The 23,398-nt window shown below is 62.8% G+C and carries 20 protein-coding genes; 11 read left to right on the top strand and 9 right to left on the bottom strand.

Features of this window, described 5'->3' with window-relative positions; translation table 11 throughout:
* Positions 1 to 49 precede the first annotated feature (49 nt).
* The 5 genes from rng to mreB form a co-directional block, all read right to left on the bottom strand.
* On the bottom strand, positions 50 to 1,507 hold the full coding sequence (rng, locus tag ACMCNM_RS07020) for a ribonuclease G (protein WP_027595592.1): 1,458 nt from the start codon (positions 1,505 to 1,507) through the stop codon (positions 50 to 52).
* 54 nt (positions 1,508 to 1,561) lie between these two features.
* The gene (locus ACMCNM_RS07015; protein WP_238210397.1) at positions 1,562 to 2,173 is read right to left on the bottom strand and encodes a Maf family protein; all 612 of its coding nucleotides are present in this window, start codon (positions 2,171 to 2,173) and stop codon (positions 1,562 to 1,564) included.
* A gap of 33 nt (positions 2,174 to 2,206) precedes the next feature.
* On the bottom strand, positions 2,207 to 2,695 hold the full coding sequence (gene mreD / locus ACMCNM_RS07010) for a rod shape-determining protein MreD (protein ID WP_027595590.1): 489 nt from the start codon (positions 2,693 to 2,695) through the stop codon (positions 2,207 to 2,209).
* Positions 2,695 to 3,708: a rod shape-determining protein MreC gene (mreC, locus tag ACMCNM_RS07005; protein ID WP_189662653.1), complete on the bottom strand. Its 1,014-nt coding sequence runs from the start codon at positions 3,706 to 3,708 to the stop codon at positions 2,695 to 2,697. The genes mreD and mreC overlap by 1 nt, the downstream gene beginning before the upstream one ends.
* A 195-nt stretch (positions 3,709 to 3,903) precedes the next feature.
* Positions 3,904 to 4,941, bottom strand: a complete 1,038-nt coding sequence (gene mreB, locus ACMCNM_RS07000) for a rod shape-determining protein MreB (protein ID WP_003255163.1) — start codon at positions 4,939 to 4,941, stop codon at positions 3,904 to 3,906.
* Between the two features lie 205 nt (positions 4,942 to 5,146).
* On the opposite strand from mreB, the gene gatC reads away from it, so the two are divergent.
* The 5 genes from gatC to ACMCNM_RS06975 all read left to right on the top strand — a co-directional run bounded on the left by gatC (position 5,147) and on the right by ACMCNM_RS06975 (position 9,931).
* A complete protein-coding gene (gatC, locus tag ACMCNM_RS06995; RefSeq protein WP_412764132.1) occupies positions 5,147 to 5,434 on the top strand; it encodes an Asp-tRNA(Asn)/Glu-tRNA(Gln) amidotransferase subunit GatC in 288 nt (95 codons plus the stop codon).
* Between the two features lie 15 nt (positions 5,435 to 5,449).
* The gene (gatA, locus tag ACMCNM_RS06990; protein ID WP_085272654.1) at positions 5,450 to 6,901 is read left to right on the top strand and encodes an Asp-tRNA(Asn)/Glu-tRNA(Gln) amidotransferase subunit GatA; all 1,452 of its coding nucleotides are present in this window, start codon (positions 5,450 to 5,452) and stop codon (positions 6,899 to 6,901) included.
* An 11-nt stretch (positions 6,902 to 6,912) separates the two neighbouring features.
* Complete coding sequence (gene gatB / locus ACMCNM_RS06985) at positions 6,913 to 8,358, top strand: Asp-tRNA(Asn)/Glu-tRNA(Gln) amidotransferase subunit GatB (protein WP_085272653.1); 1,446 nt, start codon at positions 6,913 to 6,915, stop codon at positions 8,356 to 8,358.
* A gap of 93 nt (positions 8,359 to 8,451) precedes the next feature.
* Positions 8,452 to 8,826 carry a septal ring lytic transglycosylase RlpA family protein gene (locus ACMCNM_RS06980; protein ID WP_027595585.1) on the top strand — a complete coding sequence of 125 codons (375 nt, stop codon included), beginning with the start codon at positions 8,452 to 8,454 and terminating at the stop codon, positions 8,824 to 8,826.
* A gap of 61 nt (positions 8,827 to 8,887) precedes the next feature.
* Positions 8,888 to 9,931, top strand: a complete 1,044-nt coding sequence (locus ACMCNM_RS06975; RefSeq protein ID WP_027595584.1) for a calcium/sodium antiporter — start codon at positions 8,888 to 8,890, stop codon at positions 9,929 to 9,931.
* Between the two features lie 25 nt (positions 9,932 to 9,956).
* Here ACMCNM_RS06975 and ACMCNM_RS06970 read toward each other — a convergent pair whose 3' ends face one another.
* The 4 genes from ACMCNM_RS06970 to ACMCNM_RS06955 all read right to left on the bottom strand — a co-directional run bounded on the left by ACMCNM_RS06970 (position 9,957) and on the right by ACMCNM_RS06955 (position 14,324).
* Complete coding sequence (locus ACMCNM_RS06970; RefSeq protein WP_412764131.1) at positions 9,957 to 11,312, bottom strand: amino acid permease; 1,356 nt, start codon at positions 11,310 to 11,312, stop codon at positions 9,957 to 9,959.
* 56 nt (positions 11,313 to 11,368) lie between these two features.
* On the bottom strand, positions 11,369 to 12,310 hold the full coding sequence (locus ACMCNM_RS06965) for an AEC family transporter (protein WP_085272652.1): 942 nt from the start codon (positions 12,308 to 12,310) through the stop codon (positions 11,369 to 11,371).
* Between the two features lie 197 nt (positions 12,311 to 12,507).
* Positions 12,508 to 13,068 (bottom strand): response regulator transcription factor, encoded by a 561-nt coding sequence (locus ACMCNM_RS06960; RefSeq protein WP_027595581.1) that lies wholly within the window; start codon positions 13,066 to 13,068, stop codon positions 12,508 to 12,510.
* Positions 13,068 to 14,324 carry an ATP-binding protein gene (locus ACMCNM_RS06955; protein WP_099428388.1) on the bottom strand — a complete coding sequence of 419 codons (1,257 nt, stop codon included), beginning with the start codon at positions 14,322 to 14,324 and terminating at the stop codon, positions 13,068 to 13,070. The genes ACMCNM_RS06960 and ACMCNM_RS06955 overlap by 1 nt, the downstream gene beginning before the upstream one ends.
* A 202-nt stretch (positions 14,325 to 14,526) precedes the next feature.
* Here ACMCNM_RS06955 and ACMCNM_RS06950 point away from each other — a divergent pair, with 202 nt between their 5' ends.
* The 6 genes from ACMCNM_RS06950 to ACMCNM_RS06925 all read left to right on the top strand — a co-directional run bounded on the left by ACMCNM_RS06950 (position 14,527) and on the right by ACMCNM_RS06925 (position 23,398).
* Entirely contained in the window at positions 14,527 to 15,243 is a 717-nt protein-coding gene (locus ACMCNM_RS06950) for an SIMPL domain-containing protein (protein ID WP_027595579.1), read from the top strand.
* Between the two features lie 398 nt (positions 15,244 to 15,641).
* Complete coding sequence (locus ACMCNM_RS06945; RefSeq protein WP_412764130.1) at positions 15,642 to 17,267, top strand: ABC transporter substrate-binding protein; 1,626 nt, start codon at positions 15,642 to 15,644, stop codon at positions 17,265 to 17,267.
* A gap of 153 nt (positions 17,268 to 17,420) precedes the next feature.
* Positions 17,421 to 19,013: an ABC transporter substrate-binding protein gene (locus ACMCNM_RS06940; protein WP_186675604.1), complete on the top strand. Its 1,593-nt coding sequence runs from the start codon at positions 17,421 to 17,423 to the stop codon at positions 19,011 to 19,013.
* Between the two features lie 223 nt (positions 19,014 to 19,236).
* Positions 19,237 to 20,616 carry an OprD family porin gene (locus tag ACMCNM_RS06935; RefSeq protein WP_412764129.1) on the top strand — a complete coding sequence of 460 codons (1,380 nt, stop codon included), beginning with the start codon at positions 19,237 to 19,239 and terminating at the stop codon, positions 20,614 to 20,616.
* Between the two features lie 84 nt (positions 20,617 to 20,700).
* The gene (locus ACMCNM_RS06930) at positions 20,701 to 22,296 is read left to right on the top strand and encodes an ABC transporter substrate-binding protein (RefSeq protein ID WP_412764128.1); all 1,596 of its coding nucleotides are present in this window, start codon (positions 20,701 to 20,703) and stop codon (positions 22,294 to 22,296) included.
* A gap of 91 nt (positions 22,297 to 22,387) precedes the next feature.
* Entirely contained in the window at positions 22,388 to 23,398 is a 1,011-nt protein-coding gene (locus tag ACMCNM_RS06925; RefSeq protein WP_016485006.1) for an ABC transporter permease subunit, read from the top strand.

Below are 23,398 nucleotides of genomic sequence, written 5' to 3'. Positions count from 1 at the left end.
AGTGCCGGTTTTGCCAGCCCGGCCATCCTGTGGCGCGTTTCGCGAAGCCTCAGAGCAGCACCACATCGTATTGTTCCTGCGAGTACATCGACTCGACCTGGAAGCGGATAGTTCGGCCGATGAAGGTTTCAAGCTCCGCAACGTTGCCGGACTCCTCGTCCAGTAGCCGGTCGACCACCTTCTGATTGGCCAGCACGCGGTAGCCCTCGGCCTGATAGGCACGGGCCTCGCGGAGGATTTCACGGAAGATTTCGTAGCAGATGGTCTCGGGGGTTTTCAGCTTGCCGCGCCCCTGGCAAGCCAAGCACGGCTCGCACAGCACCTGCTCGAGGCTCTCGCGGGTGCGCTTGCGGGTCATCTGCACCAGGCCCAGCTCGGTAATGCCAATGATGTTGGTCTTGGCGTGATCACGCTCGAGCTGTTTTTCCAGGGTGCGCAGCACCTGGCGCTGGTGCTCTTCATCTTCCATGTCGATGAAGTCGATGATGATGATGCCGCCGATATTGCGCAGACGCAGTTGCCGGGCAATGGCGGTGGCGGCTTCGAGGTTGGTCTTGAAGATGGTCTCTTCGAGGTTGCGATGGCCGACAAAGGCGCCGGTGTTGACGTCGATGGTGGTCATCGCTTCAGCCGGGTCGACCACCAGGTAGCCGCCGGATTTGAGCGGCACCTTGCGCTCCAGGGCGCGCTGGATCTCGTCTTCGACGCCGTACAGGTCAAAGATCGGCCGTTCGCCAGGGTAATGCTCGAGGCGATCGGCGATTTCCGGCATCAGCTCGCCGACGAACTGCGTGGTTTTCTGGAACGTTTCGCGCGAATCGATGCGGATTTTCTCGATCTTCGGGTTGACCAGGTCGCGCAGGGTACGCAGTGCCAGGCCGAGGTCTTCGTAGATTACCGTGGGTGCGCCGCAGCTCTGGATCTGGCTGCCGATCTGCTCCCACAGGCGGCGCAGGTAGCGGATGTCCTGGAGGATTTCTTCAGCGCGCGCGCCTTCGGCGGCAGTACGCAAGATGAAACCACCGGCATCCTTGATGTTCTCGCTGTCCATGCAGCTGCTGACCACCTGCTTGAGGCGATCACGCTCAGCTTCGTCTTCGATCTTCAGGGAAATACCGACATGGCTGCTGCGCGGCATGTACACCAGGTAACGCGAAGGGATCGACAACTGCGTGGTCAGGCGTGCGCCCTTGGTGCCGATCGGGTCTTTGGTCACCTGTACCACCAGGGCCTGGCCTTCATGCACCAGCGCGGTAATGTTCTCTACCGCCGAGCCTTCGCGCTGGGAGATCTCCGAGGCGTGGATGAACGCCGCCCGCTCCAGGCCGATGTCGACGAAGGCCGCCTGCATGCCGGGCAGCACGCGCACCACCTTGCCCTTGTAGATATTGCCGACGATGCCGCGGCGCAGGGTGCGCTCGACGTGCACTTCCTGCAGCACCCCGTTTTCCACCACCGCCACACGTGACTCCATCGGGGTGATGTTGATCAGGATCTCTTCACTCATGGCAGGCTCTCGTCAAAGGTCTTGGATAATGATGGATCGCGTACGCGGTACTGGCTACCGCGGGTTTGTTACCTCTGAAGAAAGCGCGGGCAACTGCCAGCAGGCAATGCCGAACTGGGCCAGCAGATCGGCGGTCTCGCTCAACGGCAAGCCGACCACGGCGGAGTAGCTGCCCGTCAGGGCGGTGACGAATACCGCCGCCAGCCCCTGGATGGCATAGCCACCGGCTTTGTCGGCAGGCTCGCCGCTGGCCCAATAACGGGCGGCTTCATCGGCGCTGATGGTACGAAAACGGACGTTGCTGCTGACGCACAGGCTTTGCCTGCGCTGGCCATCGCTCAGGGCGACAGCCGTCAGCACCTGATGCTCGCGGCCAGACAGGTCGGCCAGCATGGCCAGGGCATGTTCGCGGTTTTCGGGTTTGCCGAGAATACGGCCTTCGAGGACCACCGCCGTATCTGCGCCCAGGACGACAGCCGGGCCCTGGAGGCAGGCCAGGCCAGCCTCTGCCTTGGCCCGGGCAAGGCGCTCGACATAGGCTGCGGCGCCTTCGTCGGCGAGCGGGGTTTCATCGATGGGGGCGCTGACCGTGGTGAACGGTACGCCGATCTGGGTCAGCAATTCACGACGACGTGGCGAGCCAGAGGCCAGGTAAAGCGGGTTCATGTAGACATCTCCCTGTCAGTCGCGGCAACGCCGTCAATTTATACGCAAGCGTCGGCGCAGGTCGCGCAGGGCAAAGCTGATCCATGGCCAGAGCAAGGCACTGATGACGGCTGACCACACCAGCGCCAAGGTCGGCAGGCGGTTACCGGTCAAGGCACTGAGCCACAGCTGGATCAACTGGGCAATACCGAAAATCACCAGAATCACCAGGCTCTGCTGCCACATCGGGAACATGCGCAGGCGCTGTTGCAATGACAGCACCAGGAAGGTGATCAAGGTCAGGATCAGCGCGTTCTGCCCCAGCAACGTGCCATACAGCACATCCTCGGCGAGCCCTAGTACGAAGGCCGTGGTCATGCCGACCTTACTCGGTACCGCGAGTGTCCAGAACGACACCAGCAACGCCAGCCACATAGGCCGGAACACTTCCATGAACTGCGGCATCGGCGAAACGCTGAGCAGCAGGCCGATGGCGAACGTCAGCCAAATGACCCAGCCATTATTACGGCGTGATGCAGCCATCATTGCCTCCGAGGTTGGGCGGGCGCTGCCGCAGGTGCGGCCGGCGCTATAGGGGCCGCGGTTGGCTGCGGGGTAGCGGCTGCAGGTGCTGCAGGCGTCGCCGCCGGGGTGGCAGGCGCGCCCTGCTCGCCATTGGCGCCAGGCTGGACGCCCACCGACGTGCCTTTGCGGTCGGCCTCTTCCTGCGCGATCGCGGCGTCAGTGGCGCGTTGCTCCGGGCTGCGTCGGTCGCTGAACACCAGCAGCATGTAGCGGCTGCGGTTGAGCGCGGCGGTAGGGATGGCGCGAACGATGGCGAACGGCTGGCCGGAGTCGTGAATCACTTCGTTGACCGTGGCCACCGGGTAACCCGCCGGGAAGCGCTGGCCCATGCCGGAACTGACCAGCAGGTCGCCTTCCTTGATGTCGGCGGTATCGGCCACATGGCGTAGCTCCAGGCGCTCCGGGTTGCCGGTGCCACTGGCGATGGCGCGCAGGCCGTTGCGGTTGACCTGCACCGGAATGCTGTGGGTGGTATCGGTCAGCAACAGTACCCGCGAGGTGTAGGGCATCAACTCGACCACTTGGCCCATCAGGCCGCGGGCATCGAGCACTGGCTGGCCGAGGAACACGCCATCGCGCTCGCCCTTGTTGATCAGGATGCGGTGCGTGAACGGGTTGGGGTCGACGCCGATCAACTCGGCCACTTCAACCTTTTCGTTGACCAGGGCGGATGAGTTGAGCAGTTCACGCAAGCGCACGTTCTGCTCGGTCAGGGCCGCCAGCTTCTGCAGGCGCCCCTGCAACAGCAGGGCCTCGGTCTTGAGTTTTTCGTTTTCCGCGATGAGTTCGGTACGGCTGCCGAACTGGCCTGCCACGCCTTGCCACAAACGCTGCGGCAAATCGGTGATCCAGTACGACTCCATCAATACCAGGCCCATCTGGCTGCGCACGGGTTTGAGCACGGCAAAGCGTGCATCGACCACCATCAGCGCGACCGACAGCACCACCAATACGAGCAGACGAACGCCCAGCGAAGGGCCCTTGGAGAAAAGCGGTTTAATGGGCCGTTCCTCGTGGACGACTCAGGAGGTCATTGGACATGGGACAACGCACCAGCCTGGTTGCGGGTTGACGGAAACGACGCCCGGACGGACGCCAGCCCAGCGCATACAGGTAGCACTGTGCGTGCTACCTGTAAACCGGGCGCTCAGGAACAGCGAGCAGCATCACTCGCTGGAGAGCAGGTCCATCGCGTGCTTGTCCATCATCTCCAGGGCGCGACCGCCGCCACGGGCGACACAGGTCAGCGGGTCCTCGGCGACGATCACCGGCAGGCCAGTTTCCTGGGCCAGCAGTTTGTCGAGGTCGCGCAGCAGCGCGCCACCACCGGTCAGCACCAGGCCACGCTCGGCGATGTCGGAGGCCAGCTCCGGCGGCGATTGCTCCAGGGCGCTTTTGACCGCCTGGACGATGGTCGCCAGGGATTCTTGCAGGGCTTCCAGCACTTCGTTGGAATTCAGGGTGAAGGCACGCGGTACGCCTTCGGCCAGGTTACGGCCGCGGACATCAACTTCGCGCACTTCGCCACCTGGGTAGGCGGTGCCGATTTCCTGCTTGATGCGCTCGGCGGTGGACTCGCCGATCAGGCTGCCGTAGTTGCGGCGCACGTAGGTCACGATGGCTTCGTCGAAGCGGTCGCCGCCGACGCGGACGGATTCGGCGTAAACCACGCCGTTCAACGAGATCAGGGCGATTTCAGTGGTACCACCACCGATATCGACGACCATCGAACCACGGGCTTCTTCGACCGGCAGGCCGGCACCGATGGCGGCGGCCATTGGCTCTTCGATCAGGAACACTTCACGGGCACCGGCACCCAGGGCCGACTCGCGAATCGCGCGGCGCTCTACCTGGGTCGACTTGCACGGCACGCAGATCAGCACGCGAGGGCTGGGCTGCAGGAAGCTGTTCTCGTGAACCTTGTTGATGAAATACTGCAACATTTTTTCACAAACGCTGAAGTCGGCAATGACGCCGTCCTTCATCGGACGAATGGCAGCAATGTTGCCGGGCGTACGGCCCAGCATGCGTTTGGCTTCGGTACCGACGGCGACGACGCTTTTCTGATTGCCATGGGTACGGATGGCAACAACCGAGGGCTCATTCAGGACGATACCGCGCTCACGCACGTAAATAAGGGTGTTGGCAGTACCCAGGTCGATGGAAAGATCGCTGGAAAACATGCCACGCAGTTTCTTGAACATGGGAAAGTGACCCTGGGGAAAGCGTGGGTAAAAAAGTGCGGCAAACTCTAACAATGGCAGGGATTTTGGGCAAGGAGCCAATATGTTAAATTGGTCGTTTTTCCGAGCACGCCAGCAGATGATCGCGGCCGTATGACCGCCAGAATGCCGACATGTTCCTCATCACGGACCCTAATTCCGTTCTTTGTTTCCCCTGGAGATCCCCATGGCGCTTGAACGCTGCGACGTGGAAAAGATCGCCCATCTGGCCCGTCTGGGGCTGAATGATGGCGAACTGCCACGCATTACCGATGCACTGAACAGCATTCTCGGGCTGGTCGACCAGATGCAAGCGGTCGACACCACTGGCATCGAGCCCCTCGCCCACCCCCTGGAGGCCAGCCAGCGACTGCGTCCCGACCAGGTCACCGAAAGCAACCAGCGCGAGACCTACCAGGCCATCGCACCGTCGACCGAAAGCGGTCTGTACCTGGTTCCCAAAGTCATCGAGTAAGGGATAGAGCCTGCCATGCACCAATTGACCCTGGCCGAGATCGCCCGCGGACTCGCCGACAAGTCGTTTTCCTCCGAAGAGCTGACGGGCGCCCTGCTGGCGCGCATCAAACAGCTCGACCCGCAAATCAACAGCTTCATCAGCGTCACCGAGGAACTGGCCCTGGGCCAGGCCCGTGCCGCTGACGCCCGTCGCGCCGCTGGCGAGGCTGGCGCCCTGCTGGGTGCGCCCATTGCCCACAAGGACCTGTTCTGCACCAACGGCGTACGCACCAGCTGCGGCTCGAAGATGCTCGACAACTTCAAGGCGCCGTACGATGCCACCGTGGTCGCCAAGCTGGCTGAAGCCGGCATGGTCACCCTGGGCAAGACCAACATGGACGAATTCGCCATGGGTTCGGCCAACGAATCCAGCCACTACGGCCCGGTGAAAAACCCGTGGAACTTGGAGCACGTCCCGGGCGGTTCGTCGGGCGGCTCGGCTGCGGCAGTCGCCGCGCGCCTGCTGCCGGCCACCACCGGCACCGACACTGGCGGCTCGATCCGACAGCCGGCAGCGCTGACTAACCTGACTGGCCTGAAACCGACGTACGGTCGTGTTTCGCGCTGGGGCATGATCGCTTACGCCTCCAGCCTCGACCAAGGCGGCCCGCTGGCCCGCACGGCCGAAGACTGCGCGCTGCTGCTGCAAGGCATGGCCGGTTTCGATACCAAGGACTCCACCAGCATCGAAGAGCCGGTGCCGGACTACAGCGCCAACCTCAACGCTTCGCTGCAAGGCCTGCGCATCGGCCTGCCGAAGGAATACTTCGGCGCAGGCCTGGACCCGCGCATCGCTGACCTGGTGCAAGCCAGTGTCAAGGAGCTGGAAAAGCTCGGCGCCGTGGTCAAGGAAATCAGCCTGCCGAACATGCAGCACGCCATCCCGGCGTACTACGTGATCGCGCCTGCTGAGGCATCCTCCAACCTGTCGCGTTTCGACGGCGTGCGCTTCGGCTACCGCTGCGAAGCGCCAAAAGACCTGACCGACCTGTACAAGCGTTCCCGTGGCGAAGGCTTCGGTGCCGAAGTGCAGCGCCGCATCATGGTGGGCACCTACGCCCTGTCGGCCGGCTACTACGACGCCTACTACGTCAAAGCCCAGCAGATTCGTCGCCTGATCAAGAACGACTTCATGGCCGCGTTCGAAGGTGTTGACCTGATCCTCGGCCCGACCACGCCGAACCCGGCCTGGAAGCTCGGCGCCAAGAGCAGCGACCCCGTCGCCGCCTACCTGGAAGACGTCTACACCATCACCGCCAACCTGGCGGGCCTGCCGGGCCTGTCGATGCCGGCTGGCTTCGTCGATGGCCTGCCGGTCGGCGTGCAACTGCTGGCGCCCTACTTCCAGGAAGGCCGCCTGCTCAACGTCGCGCACCGCTACCAGCAAGTGACCGACTGGCACACCCGCGCCCCCAACGGCTTCTGAGGAGTTCACACATGCAATGGGAAGTTGTGATCGGGCTGGAAATTCATACTCAGCTCGCCACCCAGTCGAAGATCTTCTCCGGCAGCGCCACCACCTTCGGCTCCGAGCCGAACACCCAGGCCAGCCTGGTTGACTTGGGCATGCCCGGTGTACTGCCGGTGCTGAACCAGGAAGCCGTGCGCATGGCGTGCATGTTCGGCCTGGCGATCGATGCCGAGATCGGCAAGCGCAACGTGTTCGCGCGCAAGAACTACTTCTACCCCGACCTGCCCAAGGGCTACCAGATCAGCCAGATGGACCTGCCGATCGTCGGCAAGGGCCACCTGGACATCGCTCTGGAAGACGGCACCATCAAGCGCATCGGCGTGACCCGTGCGCACCTGGAGGAAGACGCCGGCAAGAGCCTGCACGAAGACTTCAGCGGCTCCACCGGCATCGACCTGAACCGCGCCGGCACGCCGCTGCTTGAAATCGTTTCCGAGCCGGACATGCGTAGCGCCAAAGAAGCCGTGGCCTACGTCAAGGCGATCCACGCCCTGGTGCGCTACCTGGGCATCTGCGACGGCAACATGGCCGAAGGCTCGCTGCGCTGCGACTGCAACGTGTCGATCCGGCCAAAAGGCCAGGCCGAGTTCGGTACCCGCTGCGAGATCAAGAACGTCAACTCGTTCCGCTTCATCGAACGCGCGATCAACAGCGAGATCCAGCGCCAGATCGACCTGATCGAAGACGGTGGCAAGGTCATCCAGGAAACCCGCCTGTACGACCCGAACAAGGACGAGACCCGCTCCATGCGCAGCAAGGAGGAAGCCAACGACTACCGTTACTTCCCCGACCCAGACCTGCTGCCGGTGGTCATCGAGGACAGCTTCCTCGACACCATCCGCGCCGGCCTGCCAGAGCTGCCGCCGCAGAAGGTCGAGCGCTTCCAGAGCCAGTACGGCCTGTCGGCCTACGACGCGAACGTGCTGGCATCGAGCCGCGAACAGGCAGACTACTTCGAACAAGTGGTGAAGATTGGTGGCGACGCCAAGCTGGCAGCCAACTGGGTCATGGTCGAGCTGGGCAGCCTGCTGAACAAGCTGGGCGTCGAGATTGACCAGGCGCCGGTCAGCGCCGAGCAGCTGGGTGGCATGCTGCTGCGTATCAGCGACAACACCATCAGCGGCAAGATCGCCAAAACCGTGTTCGAGGCCATGGCCGCCGGTGAAGGCGATGCAGACAGCATCATCGAGAGCCGGGGCCTGAAGCAGGTCACCGACACCGGTGCGATCGACAAGATGCTCGACGAAATGCTGGCTGCCAATGCCGAACAGGTCGAACAGTACCGCGCCGCCGACGAGGCCAAGCGCGGCAAGATGTTCGGCTTCTTCGTCGGCCAGGCGATGAAGGCGTCGAAGGGCAAGGCCAACCCGGGGCAAGTGAACCAATTGCTCAAAGCCAAGCTCGAAGGGTGAGCTGAAAAATGCGGCGAGGGCTGCGCCCTCGTTCGCGGGGCAAGCCCGCGAAGGCCGCACAGCGGCCCCAATGGCAGCACCGGAGCATCAGACTTGCTAAAACGATCCCTCGGGACCCTCGCCCTATTCTCCCTGCTGGCCGGCTGTGCCAGCCACGACATCGACCCCCGCGGCTACGACAAGACCGGCACCGCCTCCTATTACGGCTCGCGCCACCACGGCAAACGCACGGCCAGTGGCGAACCTTTCAACCAGCACGGCCTTACCGCCGCTCACCGCAGCCTGCCGTTCGGCAGCCGCGTGCTGGTCACCAACCTCGCCAACCAACGCAGCGTGGTGGTGCGCATCAATGACCGCGGCCCGCATACACGCGGCCGGCTGATTGACCTGTCACGCGCTGCAGCAGAAAAAATCGGCATGCTCCGTAGCGGAACGGCGCGCGTCCGGGTACAAGGTCTGAGCGACTGACCCTACTGGAGCCCTGACCATTTTCGACCTGGCCACCCTTCCCACCTTCAGCCTCCTGCAACTGGGCGTCGCCTTGTTGCTGCTGGCCTGCGGTGCCGAGCTGCTGGTACGCATGGCCCTGCGCCTGGCCTTGCGCCTGCACGTGCGCCCACTGATCATCGGGCTGAGCCTGGTGGCCTTCGGCAGCACCGCACCGCAGCTCACGGTAAGCCTACAGGCCGCCTTCCAGGGCGCACCGGATGTCGCCGTCGGCAGCGTGATTGGCAGCAACATCTTCAACGTACTGGTGATTCTTGGCCTGGCCGCGCTGATCATCCCGCTGCGTGTTTCACGCCAACTGGTTCGTCTGGACATCCCCTTGATGATCGTCGCCAGTGCGCTGGTGTATGCGCTGGCCGCCAATGGCTACCTGGGCCGCGGGGAGGGCCTGCTGCTGTTGCTGGCGCTGGTGGGCTACCTGGTCATGCTCTGGCATCAATCACGCCATTACGCTCGCACCTACCCCGCGCCCAGCAACATCAAGGTCAGTGGCGCACGCTTCTGGTCAAGCACGCTGCTGCAGATTGCGCTTGGCCTTGGCCTGCTGAGCCTGGCCGGCCACTTGCTGCTGGAAGCCGCCGTTGAGGTGGCGACTGACCTGGGCCTTTCCGAACGCATCATCGGCCTGACCGTGGTCGCGGTCTGCACGTCATTGCCAGAGCTGGCCGCCGCGATGATTGCCGCCCTTCGCGGCGAACGGGAAATCGCCGTTGGCACGGTGATCGGCAGCAACCTGTTCAACCTGCTGGGCGTGCTGGGCCTGACCGCGCTGATCACCCCTGAACCGCTGTCGATCTCACCCAACGCGCTGGCCTTCGACCTGCCCGTGATGCTGGGCGTCGCCGTCTTGAGCCTACCCGTGTTCTATTCGGGCTACCGGATCACCCGCGCTGAAGGCCTGGTGTTTCTCTGCCTGTACCTGGCCTATGGGCTGCATGTGGTGGCCTTTACCACCGGCATGCCATTGGCCGGCCGCCTGGAGCGGCTCATGCTGTTCTATGTCCTGCCAGTGCTGGCCTTGGTGCTGCTGTACACCACCGTACGTGCGTGGCGGCGGCAGCACTGAGGCCAGCGGAGGGCGCCACAAGCCCTCAGCCCTGCCGGGCCTTCTTCAACCGGAACGCGACCCAAAGCACCGCAATCCAACCCGGAATCAGCATCACCGAGATGCGAATCGGCGGCGTCAGGTACATCACGACCAGAATCAGCACGATGAATGCCAGGCACAGGTAATTGGTAACCGGGTGCCCCCAGCTCTGGTAGAACGGGGTAATACCCGACGCCAGCTTGGCTTTGCGGAATTTGAGGTGGGTGATGCTGATGCTCGCCCAGTTGATCACCAGCGCCGACACTGCCAGGGCCATCAGCAAGCCAAAGGCTTCACCGGGCATCAGGTAGTTGATCAGTACGCACATGCCCGTAGCAAACGCCGAAACCCCCAGCGCCGTCAGCGGCACACCACTGCGGCTGACTTTGAGCAGCTGGCGCGGCGCATCCCCCTGGCTGGCCAGGCCGAACAGCATGCGGCTGTTGGCGTAGACGCAGCTGTTGTAGACCGACAGCGCCGCCGTCAGCACCACGACATTGAGGATGGTCGCCACCAGGTCGCTGTCCAGCTCATGGAAAATCATCACGAACGGGCTGCCCCCCTGCACCACCTTCTGCCACGGGTACAGCGACAACAGCACCGCCAGGGCGCCGATGTAGAAAATCAGGATGCGGTAGACCACCTGGTTGGTGGCCTTGGGAATGCTCTGACGCGGGTTATCTGCCTCGGCGGCGGTGATACCCACCAGCTCCAGCCCACCGAAAGAGAACATGATCACAGCCAAGGCCATGATCAGGCCAGTGACGCCATTCGGGAAGAACCCGCCGTATTGCCACAGGTTGGCCACGCTGGCGTCCGGGCCGCCGTGGCCGCTGCTCAGCAGCCAGGCACCAAAGCCAATCATGCTGACGATGGCCACTACCTTGACCAAGGCGAACCAGAACTCCATCTCCCCGTAGACCTTCACTTGGGTCAGGTTGATGAGGTTGATCGCCACGAAGAAGATCGCCGCCGTCGCCCAGGTGGGGAAATCGGGCCACCAGTACTGCACATAGATGCCCACGGCGGTCAGTTCGGCCATGCCCACCAGCACGTACACCACCCAGTAGTTCCAGCCCGAAACGAAGCCTGCGAACTCGCTCCAATACTGGTGGGCGAAGTGGCTGAAGCTGCCGGCTACCGGCTCTTCGACCACCATTTCGCCCAACTGGCGCATGATGAAGAAAGCCATCAGGCCGGCGATGGCGTAGCCCAGCAAAACGGAAGGGCCGGCCAGTTGAATGGTCTGGGCGATCCCCAGGAACAGCCCGGTGCCGATGGCCCCACCCAGCGCGATCAGCTGGATATGGCGATTCTTCAGCCCGCGCTGCAAGCGCTCGGGCGTGCTCTGGTATTGCATGAAGTGTCCTTTAGCTCAGTGAGGCAGTGTTATTGCTGTTATTTGCAGTCAAGGATCTAGATCCATCCGCCCCACTGCAAGATGAAAATACCGATATTGGTGGTGATCGCCGCCATTAGCGTAGTGATCACGATGATCGAAGCCGCCAACTCATGGTTGCCGTTGGCCGCCCGCGCCATGACATAGCTGGCTGCCGCCGTCGGGCTGCCGATGTACAGGAACAAAATGCCCAGCTCGGCACCGCGGAACCCGCACAGCCACGCACCCAGTGTGCCGATCAGCGGCAACCAGACCATCTTCACCAGGCTGGCATCGATGGCCAGCCTGCCACTGTCACGCAGCGCCGCCAGCGACAGGGTGCCACCGATGCACATCAATGCCAGCGGCAAGGTCATCTGCGCCAGGTAGTCGCCTGAAGTGAGCAACCAGTTGGGCAATGGCACCTGGCCATAGGCCATGGGCGTTGCTACCAGCACACTGATGATCAATGGGTTGCTGAAGATGTTCTTGCAGATGCTCCACGGGTCGGACTTGAGGTCCGGGCTGTACACCGCCAGCACCACCGCCGACAGCGAGTTGTACAGGAGGATCACCAGGCCTGCCAGCACCGCGCCCAGCGAGATGCCGTAGTCGCCATACAGGCTGGCGGCCAGGGCCAGGCCGATTACGCCGTTGTTGCCGCGAAACGCGCCTTGGGTGTAGATGCCGCGGTCCGCTGGCGGGCAACGCCAGATGGCCAGCCCCCAGGCCACGCCAAAGCCAACCAGGGTGGCCGCGACGAAATACAGCAGCACGCCCGGTTTGACCGCCGTTGCCAGGTCGGCGTGGTAGATGCCGAGGAACAGCAGCGCCGGCATGCAGACGTTGAACACCAGCTGTGAGGCGACGCGGTTGAAGTTGTCGTCGATCAGGTGGATGCGTTTGAGCAGCACGCCCATGAACAGCATGGCGAAGACAGGTGCCGTGATGTTCAGCGTCTGGATAAGAAGGGCGAGCATGCGCAAGCGATCCTGCAGGGGGTTGCCGTTAGGGGGCTAATGATACGTCAACGGCTGCGAGTTGCGGGGTTCGGGATGCGATACAGGGCAATTTCTGTCAGTGCCGGCCCCTTCGCGGGCAAGCCCGCTCCCACAGGTAACCACCCTTCTCGGGCTCAGTGGGAGCGGGCTTGCCCCGCGAAAGGGTCAACGCCGATTCAGCGCCGAACCGGCCGCTTCTGCAGTTTGCGCTGCAAGGTCCGCCGGTGCATGCCCAGCGCCCGCGCCGTGGCCGAGATATTGCCCTCGTGCTCGTTCAGCACGCGCTGGATGTGCTCCCACTGCAGGCGGTCGACCGACATCGGGTTTTCTGGCACCAGGGCATCCAGGTCGGCATGCTCGGAAAGCAGTGCAGCCAGTACATCGTCGGCATCGGCCGGCTTGCACAGGTAGTTGCAGGCGCCGCGCTTGACCGCCTCGACCGCGGTGGCGATGCTGGAATAACCCGTCAGGATCACTACGCGCATTTCCGGGTCCAGCTCTAGCAGCTTGGGCAGCAGCACAAGCCCCGAGTCGCCTTCCATCTTCAGGTCCAGCGTGGCGTAGTCTGGCAGATCCTGCTGGGCCAGGATCAGCCCTTCTTCGGCGGAGCCTGCAGTGCTCACGCGGAACCCGCGACGGCTCATGGCGCGCGCCATGACCCGGGTGAAGGTGGCATCGTCATCCACCAGCAGCAGGTGCGGCAGCTCTTCGCTTTCAAGCTGGGTTTCGTCACTCATCATTCATCTCCTCGCTTGCCATAGGGCAGGCGCAATTCGGTCAGGGTGCCACCCTGCTCATGACTATAGAGTTTCACCGAACCGCCCGCACGCGTCACGCTGGCCTTGCTCAAGAACAGGCCCAGGCCGAAGCCTTTGCCCTTGGTGGTAATAAAGGGTTTGCCAATCGCCTCGGCGATCGCTGGGGGCACACCGGGGCCATGGTCACGGATACTGATGACAATGTCCTGGGCGTCCCAGTCAAGGCGCACCTCAAGGTCGTCCGGGCACGCGTCGGCTGCATTGTTCAGCAGGTTCAGCAGCGCCTGGGTCAGGTCCGGTGGCGGGGTCAGGCGCGGTACCTGGCCATCCCTGAGGCGCTGGAAGCGGTAGCTGGCCTCGGGCCGCATCAGGTGCCAACGGTTCAGCGCTTCGTCCAGCCAGGCAGTAACGTCCTGCTCGACCATCGCCAGGCGGCGGTTGGCCTCGGCGGCACGCACCAGTTGCTGCAAGGTCTCCTTGCACAGTTTGACCTGGTCCTGAAGGATCTGCAGGTCTTCCTGCAACAGCGGGTCGGGGTGGTCCTGGCGCATTTCGTTGAGCAGCACGCTCATCGTCGCCAGCGGGGTGCCCAGTTCGTGGGCAGCGCCAGCGGCCTGGGTGGCCACGGCCAGCAACTGCTCATCGCGCAGGCTCTCCTCACGGCGCTCGGAACGCAGCTGTTCCTGGCGGCGCAGTTCTTCGGCCATGCGCGCGGCAAAGAAGGTAATGACCGCTGCCGCCAGGGCGATGCTCAGCCACATGCCGTAGACCTGCATCTTGTCGCGCGCCAGCGGCAGCCCTTCCAGCGGGTAGAACTGCACCAGCAGCAGGCTGTAGGCCGTCAGGGCAATGCCCGAAAGAATCAGCGAATAGAGCCAGGGCAAGGTCACCGCAGCAATGGCCAGCGGCACCAGGTAATACGAAACGAACGGGTTGGTCGAGCCGCCGGAGTAATACAGCAAGGCACTGTGGATCAGCAGGTCACAGGCAAGCTGCAGTGCATATTCCATTTCGGTGACCGGCAGCGACAGGCGCAGGCGCAACGCGGTGAAGGCGCACAAGATGGACGACAGGGCCAGCGTCGCCGCCAGCGAAAACCACGGCAAGGGCAGCAGGTCGGTCCAGTAGGCGACGCCCACGGAGCCTGCCTGGGCAGCCAGGACCAGCACGCGAATAACAGTCAGGCGCCAGAGGTTCTGACGTGTAGCGGACAACGGTTGTACGTCGGCGAGCATGAGCTCTCCTGATGAGTGCTCCAGAAAATCGGCTCGAGTATACCGAAGCCGGGCGCCTCGCTGCAGCGATGCGGCAAAGCGCCACACTTTGTCACAGGTTCATGATGGCACTTTTGAACCCACTACACTGTTCCCGGTCTGATGGGCCATGCGTGGAATGGAGAGCCAGCACCCACGCCCTTTTATTGCCAAGGAGTCTTACATGCAAATCCCTCGTCGCGGCACTGCCTTGATCCTGTCTTGCGGCCTGCTCGCCAGCCTGCCTGCGCTGGCGGCCGATGAGCCGCGCTTCAACCAGGTGTCGCTGCGTGCCGAAGTCAGCAAGGAAGTGCCACGCGACCTGATGGTCGTGACCCTCTACAGCGAAGCGCAGAACACCGACCCGGGCAAACTTGCCAAAGAGATCACCGAGACCATGAACAAGGCTGTGCAGCAGTCTCGCCAGGTCAAGGATGTGAAGATCAGCCAGGGCAGCCGCAACAGCTACCCGGTCTATGACAGCAAAGGGCAGAAGATCACCGGCTGGCGTGAACGCGCCGAGCTGCGCCTGGAAAGCGCCAACTTCCCAGCCCTGTCGCAATTGACCGCCGACCTGCTGCAAGACCTGAAAATGGGCGGCATGGACTTCTCCATCGCCCCGGCCACGCGCAAGGCCAGCGAAGATGATTTGCTCAAGGACGCGGTCAATGCCTTCAAGGCACGCGCACAGCTGGCCACCGAGGCGCTGGGGGGCAAGGGCTACAAAGTGGTCAACCTGAACCTCAACAGCAGCGGCTACCCACGCCCGTACCTGCGCAGCGCACCGATGGCCATGAAAGCCATGGGCGCTGACGAAGCGGCGCCGGCCCCGGATATCGAAGCGGGTACCAGCGAAGTGAGCATGAATGCCGATGGTTTGATCGAAGTTCAGATGCCCTGATCTGAATGGGGCCGCCTTGCGGCCCAATCGCCGGCAAGCCGACTCCCACAGGGGCAGCGCAGATCCTAAGGCTTGCGCTGCACCTGTAGGAGCGGCCTTGCGTCGCGATGGGCTGCAAAGCAGCCCCAATTCTGCAATTTAAGACATTTCCTACGCACTTTTAAGGTGCAGCTTACATATCCCTCCCCCTCGAAACATCCTGCAATTGCCATCATTTTGCCCGCGCAAACGTTCAACTTCGTCGAAAGTTATACCGATGCGACATCCATGTACGCTCGTGCCACCTTTCTGGCGCCAACTATCCTTCTGAGTGTTGCATTGGGAACAGCCCCTGCATAAGTATCCTCAGGTCGGCTCACGAGGCCACCTCAATCAAAAATGACAACAATGAGGCCACCATGCTCAAACACGCAGTCATTCCGTTCCTGCTAGGTGCAGGTTTGCTGGCCGGCGCCCCGCTCGCCCACGCAGCGTCCAACCTGGTGTTCTGCTCCGAAGGCAGCCCGGCTGGCTTCGACCCAGGGCAATACACGACGGGAACCGACTTCGACGCCTCGGCCGAGACCGTGTTCAACCGCCTGACCCAGTTCGAACGCGGCGGTACCGCCGTGATCCCGGGCCTGGCGACTAAATGGGAAGTGTCCGACGACGGCAAGACCTACACCTTCCACCTGCGCGAAGGGGTCAAGTTCCACACCACCGACTACTTCAAGCCCACCCGCACATTCAATGCCGATGACGTGCTGTTCACGTTCAACCGCATGCTCGACAAGAACCACCCGTTCCGTAAGGCCTACCCCACCGAATTCCCCTACTTCACCGACATGGGCATGGACAAGAACATCGCCAAGCTCGAGAAGGTCGACGAGCACACTGTGCGCTTCACCCTCAACGAGGTGGACGCCGCGTTCATCCAGAACCTGGCGATGAGCTTCGCGTCCATCCAGTCGGCCGAGTATGCCGACCAACTGCTGAAAGGCGGCAAGGCCGCCGACCTCAACCAGAAACCGATCGGCACCGGCCCATTCGTGTTCAGCAAGTACCAGAAAGACGCGCAAATCCGCTTCAAGGGCAACAAGGATTACTGGAAACCCGAGGACGTGAAGCTCGAAAACCTGATCTTCGCCATCACCACCGATGCCTCGGTGCGCATGCAGAAGCTCAAGAAAGGCGAGTGCCAGGTCACGCTGTTCCCGCGCCCGGCCGACATCGAGCCGCTCAAGGCCGACAAGAGCCTGCAGATGCCGCAACAGGCCGGCTTCAACCTCGGCTACATTGCCTACAACGTGATGGACAAGATCAAGGACAGCAGCGTGCCCAACCCCATGGCCAAGCTCGAAGTGCGTCAGGCACTGGACATGGCGGTGGACAAGAAGAAGATCATCGAATCGGTTTACCAGGGGGCCGGCCAGCTGGCGGTAAACGGCATGCCGCCTACCCAGTGGTCCTATGACGACAGCATCAAGGACGCCCCCTACGACCCGGAAAAGGCCAAGCAGTTGCTCAAGCAAGCCGGCATCCCGGAGGGCACCGAGATCACCCTGTGGGCCATGCCCGTGCAACGCCCGTACAACCCCAATGCCAAGCTGATGGCCGAAATGCTGCAATCGGACTGGGCCAAGATCGGCATCAAGGCGAAGATCGTCAGTTATGAATGGGGCGAATACATCAAGCGCTCCAAAGGCGGTGAACAGGGCGCCATGCTAATCGGCTGGAGCGGCGACAACGGTGACCCGGACAACTGGCTAGGTACGCTTTATGGCTGCGATGCGATCGACGGCAACAACTTCTCCAAGTGGTGCTACAAGCCCTACGACGACCTGATCAAACAGGCCAAAGCCACCTCTGACCAAGCCAAACGCACCGAGTTGTATCAACAGGCGCAGCACATCCTCAAGCAGCAGGTGCCGATCACCCCGATCGCCCACTCCACCGTGTACCAGCCCATGAGTGTCAAGGTGAAGGACTTCAAGATCAGTCCGTTTGGGCTGAATGCCTTCTACGGCGTCAGCGTGGACAACTAATAGGGTAGCCCCCGGCACCCGCCGCGCGGCGGGTGCCTGCCCCACCACAGCCAACCTCCATCACGCCTGCCTGCTGCTACCCGCAGCGGGATAGGCAACCTGTTGCCGCCATTCGTACCCCGAGGCGGCGAAACAGACGAACAAGGACTTGCCATGCGCCATGCCACCGCCGTTTCGACCCTGCTCGCGCTGGGCCTGATGAGCCAATCCCCGGCCCTGCTCGCGAAAAACCTGGTGTTCTGTTCCGAAGGCAGCCCGGCGGGTTTCGACACCGCCCAGTACACCAGCGCCACCGACAACGACGCCGCCGAGCCGATCTACAACCGCCTGGTCGAATTCGAACGCGGCGGCACTGCCGTGCACCCGGCCCTGGCAACCAAATGGGACATCTCCGAGGATGGCCTGCGCTACACCTTCCACCTGCGCGAGGGCGTGAAGTTCCACGCCAACAAGGCGTTCACCCCAGGCCGCGACTTCAATGCCGACGACGTGCTGTTCACCTTCAACCGCATGCTCGACAAAGGCCACCCGTTCCGGCTGGCCTACCCCACCGAGTTCCCCTACTTCGTCAGCATGGGCCTGGACAAGAACATCGCCCGCATCGAGAAGGCCGGCCCGTTGACCGTGGTGTTCACCCTGAACAAGGTCGACGCCGCGTTCATCCAGAACCTTGCCATGAGCTTCGCGTCCATCCTGTCTGCCGAATACGCCGAGCAATTGATGACCCGCGGGCGCCCTAGCGACATCAACCAGCAGCCCATCGGCACCGGGCCGTTCGTGTTCCAGCGCTACCAGAAGGACGCGCAGATCCGCTTCAAGGGCAACAAGGACTATTGGGCTCCGGATGAGGTGAAGATCGACAACCTGGTGTTCTCGATCAACACCGACCCTTCGGTGCGCATCCAGAAGCTGCGCCGCAACGAATGCCAGGTCACCTTGCACCCTCGGCCGGCCGACCTGCCAGCGCTCAAGGCCGACAAGACGCTCGAGGTGCTGCAACGGCCCGGCTTCAACCTCGGCTACATCGCCTACAACACCCAGCACCCGCCCTTCGACCGCCTGGAAGTGCGCCAGGCCATGGACATGGCAGTCAACAAGCAGGCGATCCTGCAGGCGGTGTATCAGGACTCCGGGCAACTGGCGGTGAACGCCATGCCGCCCACCCAATGGTCCTATGACGACAGCCTCAAGGACGCCCCCTTCGACCCAGCAAAAGCCAAGCAACTGCTCAAGCAGGCCGGGGTCAAGGACGGCACCGAAGTCACCCTATGGGCCATGCCGGTGCAGCGCCCGTACAACCCCAACGCCAAGCTCATGGCCGAGATGCTCCAGGCCGACTGGAACAAGCTGGGCTTCAAGGTGCGCATCGTCAGCTACGAATGGGGCGAGTACCTCAAGCGCATGAAAAGCGGCGAGCACGACATCGCCCTGATCGGCTGGACCGGCGACAACGGCGACCCCGACAACTGGCTCGGCACCCTCTACAACTGCGACGCCATCGGCAGCAACAACTACTCCCTGTGGTGCGACCCGCAGTACGACAGCCTGGTCAAGCGGGCCAAGCAGGTGACCGACCGCGAACAACGCACCGCCCTCTACCGCCAGGCCCAGCAACGGCTCAAGCAACAGGTGCCGATTACCCCGGTGGCGCATTCCACGGTGAACCAGCCGATCAGTGTCAAGGTTTCCGACTTCAAGGTCAGCCCCTTTGGCCGCAATGATTTTTCCGGTGTGAGTGTTGATTAGGCATTAACCAGTACCGGCCTCTTCGCGGGGCAAGCCCGCTCCCACAGGTACTGCAGGTAGTGGGGAACCTGTGGGAGCGGGCTTGCCCCGCGAAGAGGCCGGCACTGGCAACACACCTCCCCCTGATTAGCCCGGCAACCCCAGGCAACCCTGGCAACACCGCAGCAAAAAACCCGGCTCACAAGGCCGGTAATAACTAGAAAAAGGAAAGGGAGCTTTCACCTTGAGAATATTCACCTCAACCGCACTGGCCTTAACCATTGGCAGCTTTTGCTCCGTGGTCGAAGCCGACCCTCAGCGCCAGGACTACGTCCCGCTCACCCTCAAGACCGGCAGCGAACAGGAACAAGCCACCGGCTTCGTCGACGGCCAGAGCCTGTCCGGCTCGACCCGCAACTGGTACGCCCGCGAGCGCGCCGCCCGCGCCCCGCTGTGGAAGTACTACAAAAGCGACGGCACCCGCCACGACACCCACAGCCGCGAGAACTGGCTGCAAGGCACCATCCTCAACTACAGCTCGGGCTTTACCCAAGGCACCGTGGGCTTTGCCGTCGAGGCGGCCGGCTACAACGCTGTTGCCCTGCTACAAGACCGCGAGGCCATCGCCGGCCCCAACAACCGGACGCTGACCCACAGCGACGGCGACCCCATCGGCCAGTGGAGCAAACTGGGCCTGGGCAACATCAAAGCCCGTGTGTCCAACACCACACTCACCGTCGGCCGCCAGTCGGTGGACACGCCGATGATCGCCTACATCGGCAACCGCGCCCTGCCTTCGAGCTTCCAGGGTGCCTTTCTGCACAGTGCCGAATTCGACAACCTCTCGTTCGACCTGGGCACCTTCGACCGCGTCTCGCCGCGCACCGAGCAAAGCCTCAGCAAGTTCCGCAGCGAGTATGGCGCCGCTGGCGTCGAGACCGACCGCGCCAGCACCACCGGGGTCAACTACCAGCCGTTCAAGAGCCTGACCACCAGCCTGTACGCCACCAAAGTCGACGACTTCTGGAACCAGTACTACTTCGGCGCCAACCACGTGCTGGGCGACAGCGCCGTACTCAGCCTGAGCACCGGTCTGAACTACTACAAGACCGTGGACGAAGGCAGCAAGAAGATGGGTGAGATCGACAACGACACCTACAGCCTGTCGCTTGGCCTGACCCACCAGGCCCACACACTCTCCGCCGCCTGGCAGCAGGTCAACGGCAACGAGTACTTCGACTACCTGCACGAAACCAACGGCATCTACCTGGCCAACTCGCTGCTCTCGGACTTCAACGGCCCCAACGAGAAATCCTTGCAGATTTCCTATGTGCTGAACATGGCGCCCTACGGCGTGCCGGGCCTGAAGTTCAACCTGTACAACGCCCGCGGCTGGGGCATCGACGGCACCCACTACCGCGGCACCGCCTATGACGTGAAGGGGCTGGACGGCGAGACCCACTACGAGTGGGGTATCGGCACCAGCTACGCGGTGCAGAGCGGCCCGCTGAAAGACACCAGTATCCGCGCCACCTACACCGCACACCGCGCCAGCAAGGCCCAGGCCGATGGCAGCCTGGACGAGTTCCGCGTGGTGACCACCATTCCGTTCAACATCCTCTGACCCATGACGCCACGGCCTGCTTCGCCCACTGAAAAAAACAGGCCGTGGCGGCTACGCTGGAATCAAAGCTTGCAGGGAGTATTCATGAAATCGCTACCGCTCCGCGCTGCCCTGGCAGCGCTCATCCTGGGCAGCGCCGCGCCGCTTGCGGCCAAGCCGCTGGTGGTGTGTACCGAAGCCAGCCCCGAGGGCTTCGATGTCGTCCAGTACACCACGGCCGTGACGTTCGATGCCTCGTCCGAAACCCTGTTCAACCGCCTGGTCGATTTCACCCCCGGGACGACCGACATCCAGCCGGCACTGGCGGAACGCTGGGACATCTCCGCTGATGGGCTGACGTACACCTTCCACCTGCGCCATGGGGTTAAGTTCCACACCACCGACTACTTCACGCCCACCCGCGACTTCAATGCCGACGACGTGCTGTGGAGCCTGCGCCGCCAGCTCGACCCTCAACACCCCTGGCACGACAAGACCAGCGTCGGCTACCCGTATTTCGAAAGCATGGCCTTTGGCAAATTGCTCAAGTCGGTAGACAAGACTGACGATCACACCGTGGTGATCACCCTCACCCGCCCGGAAGCACCGTTTCTGCGTGACATGGCCATGGGCTTCACCTCGATCTACTCCGCCGAATACGGCGACCAGTTGCTGAAGGCAGGGAAGACAGGCGACCTCAACAGCAAGCCGATCGGTACCGGCCCGTTCATCTTCCAGCGCTACAGCAAGGACGCACAGGTCCGCTACAAGGCCAACCCAGACTACTTCCGTGGCAAGCCACCGGCCGATGCCCTGATCTTTGCCATCGCCAACGACAGCAACGTCCGCCTGCAGAAGCTGCGCGCCAACGAATGCCAGGTAGCGCTGTACCCCAAGCCCGAGGACGTGCCGTCGATCAAGGCTGACCCTAAGCTCAAGATCGCCAACACCGAAGCACTGGTTACCGGCTACATCGCGATGAACACCGAGCACAAATACCTCAGCGATGTGCGGGTGCGCAAAGCCATCGACATGGCCTTCGACCGCCAGACCCACGTCGATCAGCTGTTCGGCAAAGGCAACGCCCTGGTCGCTATCAACCCCTACCCGCCGTCAATGATCGGCTTCAACCGCGACAACAAAAACCCGCCCCGCGACCTCGACAAGGCACGTGCGCTGCTCAAGGAGGCCGGTGTACCGGAAGGCACGGTCATCACCCTGTTCACCCGCAACGGCGGCGGCCCGACCAACCCCAACCCGCGGCTGTCCGCCGAGATGTTGCAATCAGACCTGGCCAAGGTCGGCATCAAGCTCGACATCCGCGTCATGGAGTGGGCCGAGATGCTGCGCCGGGCAAAAAAAGGCGAAGCCGACCTGGTGTCCACCGGCTGGGCCAGCGACAACGGCGACCCAGACAATTTCCTCACCCCGCTGCTCAGCTGCGAGGCGGCGAAAAATGGCGAGAACTACGCGCGCTGGTGCAACTCGAAATTCCAGGCGTTGATCACCCAAGCTCGCGAGGTGATCGATAACGACGCGCGTGCAAGGCTCTATAGCGAGGCATTGAAGGTGTACGATGACGACCAGCCCTGGATCAACATGGCCCACCCGAAGGTGTTTACCGCCATGCGTGACAACGTGGAGGGTTACGTGATCAACCCTCTGACCAACAACAACTTCGCCACCACCCGGGTGAAGTAGAAAAACAACGACCGCCGGCAGCCCACACGGGGACCGGCGGCACTGCCGTGGCGTGCTGACTGCCGCCAGGCCTGAAGAGGTAACCCCGACAATGTTGAGTTTTATTGCCCGGCGCCTGGGCCTGCTGATCCCGACCTTCTTCGGTATCACCTTGCTCACCTTCGCGCTCATACGCCTGATCCCCGGCGACCCGGTGGAAGTGATGATGGGCGAGCGCAGGGTCGACCCCGAAATGCACGCCCAGGCCATGGAGCGCCTGGGCCTGAACAAGCCACTGCCGGTCCAGTACCTGGACTATGTGGGCAAGCTCGCCCAGGGTGACCTGGGCGAATCGCTGCGTACCCGCGAGAGCGTGTGGACCGAATTCCTCACCCTGTTCCCCGCCACCTTGGAGCTGGCCTTCGCCGCCCTGCTGTTCGCCGGCATCGTCGGCCTGCTGGCCGGGGTGATCGCGGCACTGAAGCGAGGCTCGCTGTTCGATCATGGGGTGATGGGCATCTCGCTCGCTGGCTACTCCATGCCGATTTTCTGGTGGGGCCTGATCCTGATCATGTTCTTCTCGGTCAGCCTGGGCTGGACGCCGGTGTCCGGGCGCATCGACCTGCTCTACGACATCGAGCCGAAAACCGGTTTCATGCTGATCGACACCCTGCTGAGCGACGAAGAAGGCGCGTTCAAGGACGCGGTGATGCACCTGATCCTGCCGGCCATCGTGCTGGGCACCATTCCGCTGGCGGTGATCGCCCGCATGACCCGCTCGTCCATGCTCGAAGTACTGCGCGAAGACTACATCCGTACCGCCCGCGCCAAGGGCCTGTCGCCCGCCCGCGTGGTGTTCGTGCACGGCCTGCGCAACGCGCTGATCCCGGTGCTCACCGTGTTCGGCCTGCAAGTCGGCACACTGCTGGCCGGCGCCGTGCTCACCGAAACCATCTTTTCCTGGCCGGGCATCGGCAAATGGCTGATCGAAGCCATCGGTGCCCGTGACTACCCCGTGGTCCAGAACGGCATCCTGTTGATCGCCTGCCTGGTGATTCTGGTCAACTTCGTCGTGGACATCCTCTACGGCCTGGCCAACCCACGCATCCGTCATCAGCGCTGA

The organism is Pseudomonas sp. NGC7 (assembly GCF_047159675.1).
Taxonomy (GTDB): Bacteria; Pseudomonadota; Gammaproteobacteria; order Pseudomonadales; family Pseudomonadaceae; genus Aquipseudomonas; species Aquipseudomonas kermanshahensis.
Note: the sequence above shows the minus strand (reverse complement) of the source record. Positions and strands in the feature narration are given on the sequence as shown.

Excerpts from the sequence above, each read along its gene's own strand:
- rng (WP_027595592.1), bottom strand. The coding sequence starts at position 1,507 with ATGAGTGAAGAGATCCTGATCAACATCACCCCGATGGAGTCACGTGTG.
- ACMCNM_RS07015 (WP_238210397.1), bottom strand. The coding sequence starts at position 2,173 with ATGAACCCGCTTTACCTGGCCTCTGGCTCGCCACGTCGTCGTGAATTG.
- mreD (WP_027595590.1), bottom strand. The coding sequence starts at position 2,695 with ATGGCTGCATCACGCCGTAATAATGGCTGGGTCATTTGGCTGACGTTC.
- mreB (WP_003255163.1), bottom strand. The coding sequence starts at position 4,941 with ATGTTCAAGAAACTGCGTGGCATGTTTTCCAGCGATCTTTCCATCGAC.
- gatC (WP_412764132.1), top strand. The coding sequence starts at position 5,147 with ATGGCGCTTGAACGCTGCGACGTGGAAAAGATCGCCCATCTGGCCCGT.
- gatA (WP_085272654.1), top strand. The coding sequence starts at position 5,450 with ATGCACCAATTGACCCTGGCCGAGATCGCCCGCGGACTCGCCGACAAG.
- gatB (WP_085272653.1), top strand. The coding sequence starts at position 6,913 with ATGCAATGGGAAGTTGTGATCGGGCTGGAAATTCATACTCAGCTCGCC.
- ACMCNM_RS06970 (WP_412764131.1), bottom strand. The coding sequence starts at position 11,312 with ATGCAATACCAGAGCACGCCCGAGCGCTTGCAGCGCGGGCTGAAGAAT.
- ACMCNM_RS06965 (WP_085272652.1), bottom strand. The coding sequence starts at position 12,310 with ATGCTCGCCCTTCTTATCCAGACGCTGAACATCACGGCACCTGTCTTC.
- ACMCNM_RS06960 (WP_027595581.1), bottom strand. The coding sequence starts at position 13,068 with ATGAGTGACGAAACCCAGCTTGAAAGCGAAGAGCTGCCGCACCTGCTG.
- ACMCNM_RS06955 (WP_099428388.1), bottom strand. The coding sequence starts at position 14,324 with ATGCTCGCCGACGTACAACCGTTGTCCGCTACACGTCAGAACCTCTGG.
- ACMCNM_RS06950 (WP_027595579.1), top strand. The coding sequence starts at position 14,527 with ATGCAAATCCCTCGTCGCGGCACTGCCTTGATCCTGTCTTGCGGCCTG.
- ACMCNM_RS06945 (WP_412764130.1), top strand. The coding sequence starts at position 15,642 with ATGCTCAAACACGCAGTCATTCCGTTCCTGCTAGGTGCAGGTTTGCTG.
- ACMCNM_RS06940 (WP_186675604.1), top strand. The coding sequence starts at position 17,421 with ATGCGCCATGCCACCGCCGTTTCGACCCTGCTCGCGCTGGGCCTGATG.
- ACMCNM_RS06930 (WP_412764128.1), top strand. The coding sequence starts at position 20,701 with ATGAAATCGCTACCGCTCCGCGCTGCCCTGGCAGCGCTCATCCTGGGC.
- ACMCNM_RS06925 (WP_016485006.1), top strand. The coding sequence starts at position 22,388 with ATGTTGAGTTTTATTGCCCGGCGCCTGGGCCTGCTGATCCCGACCTTC.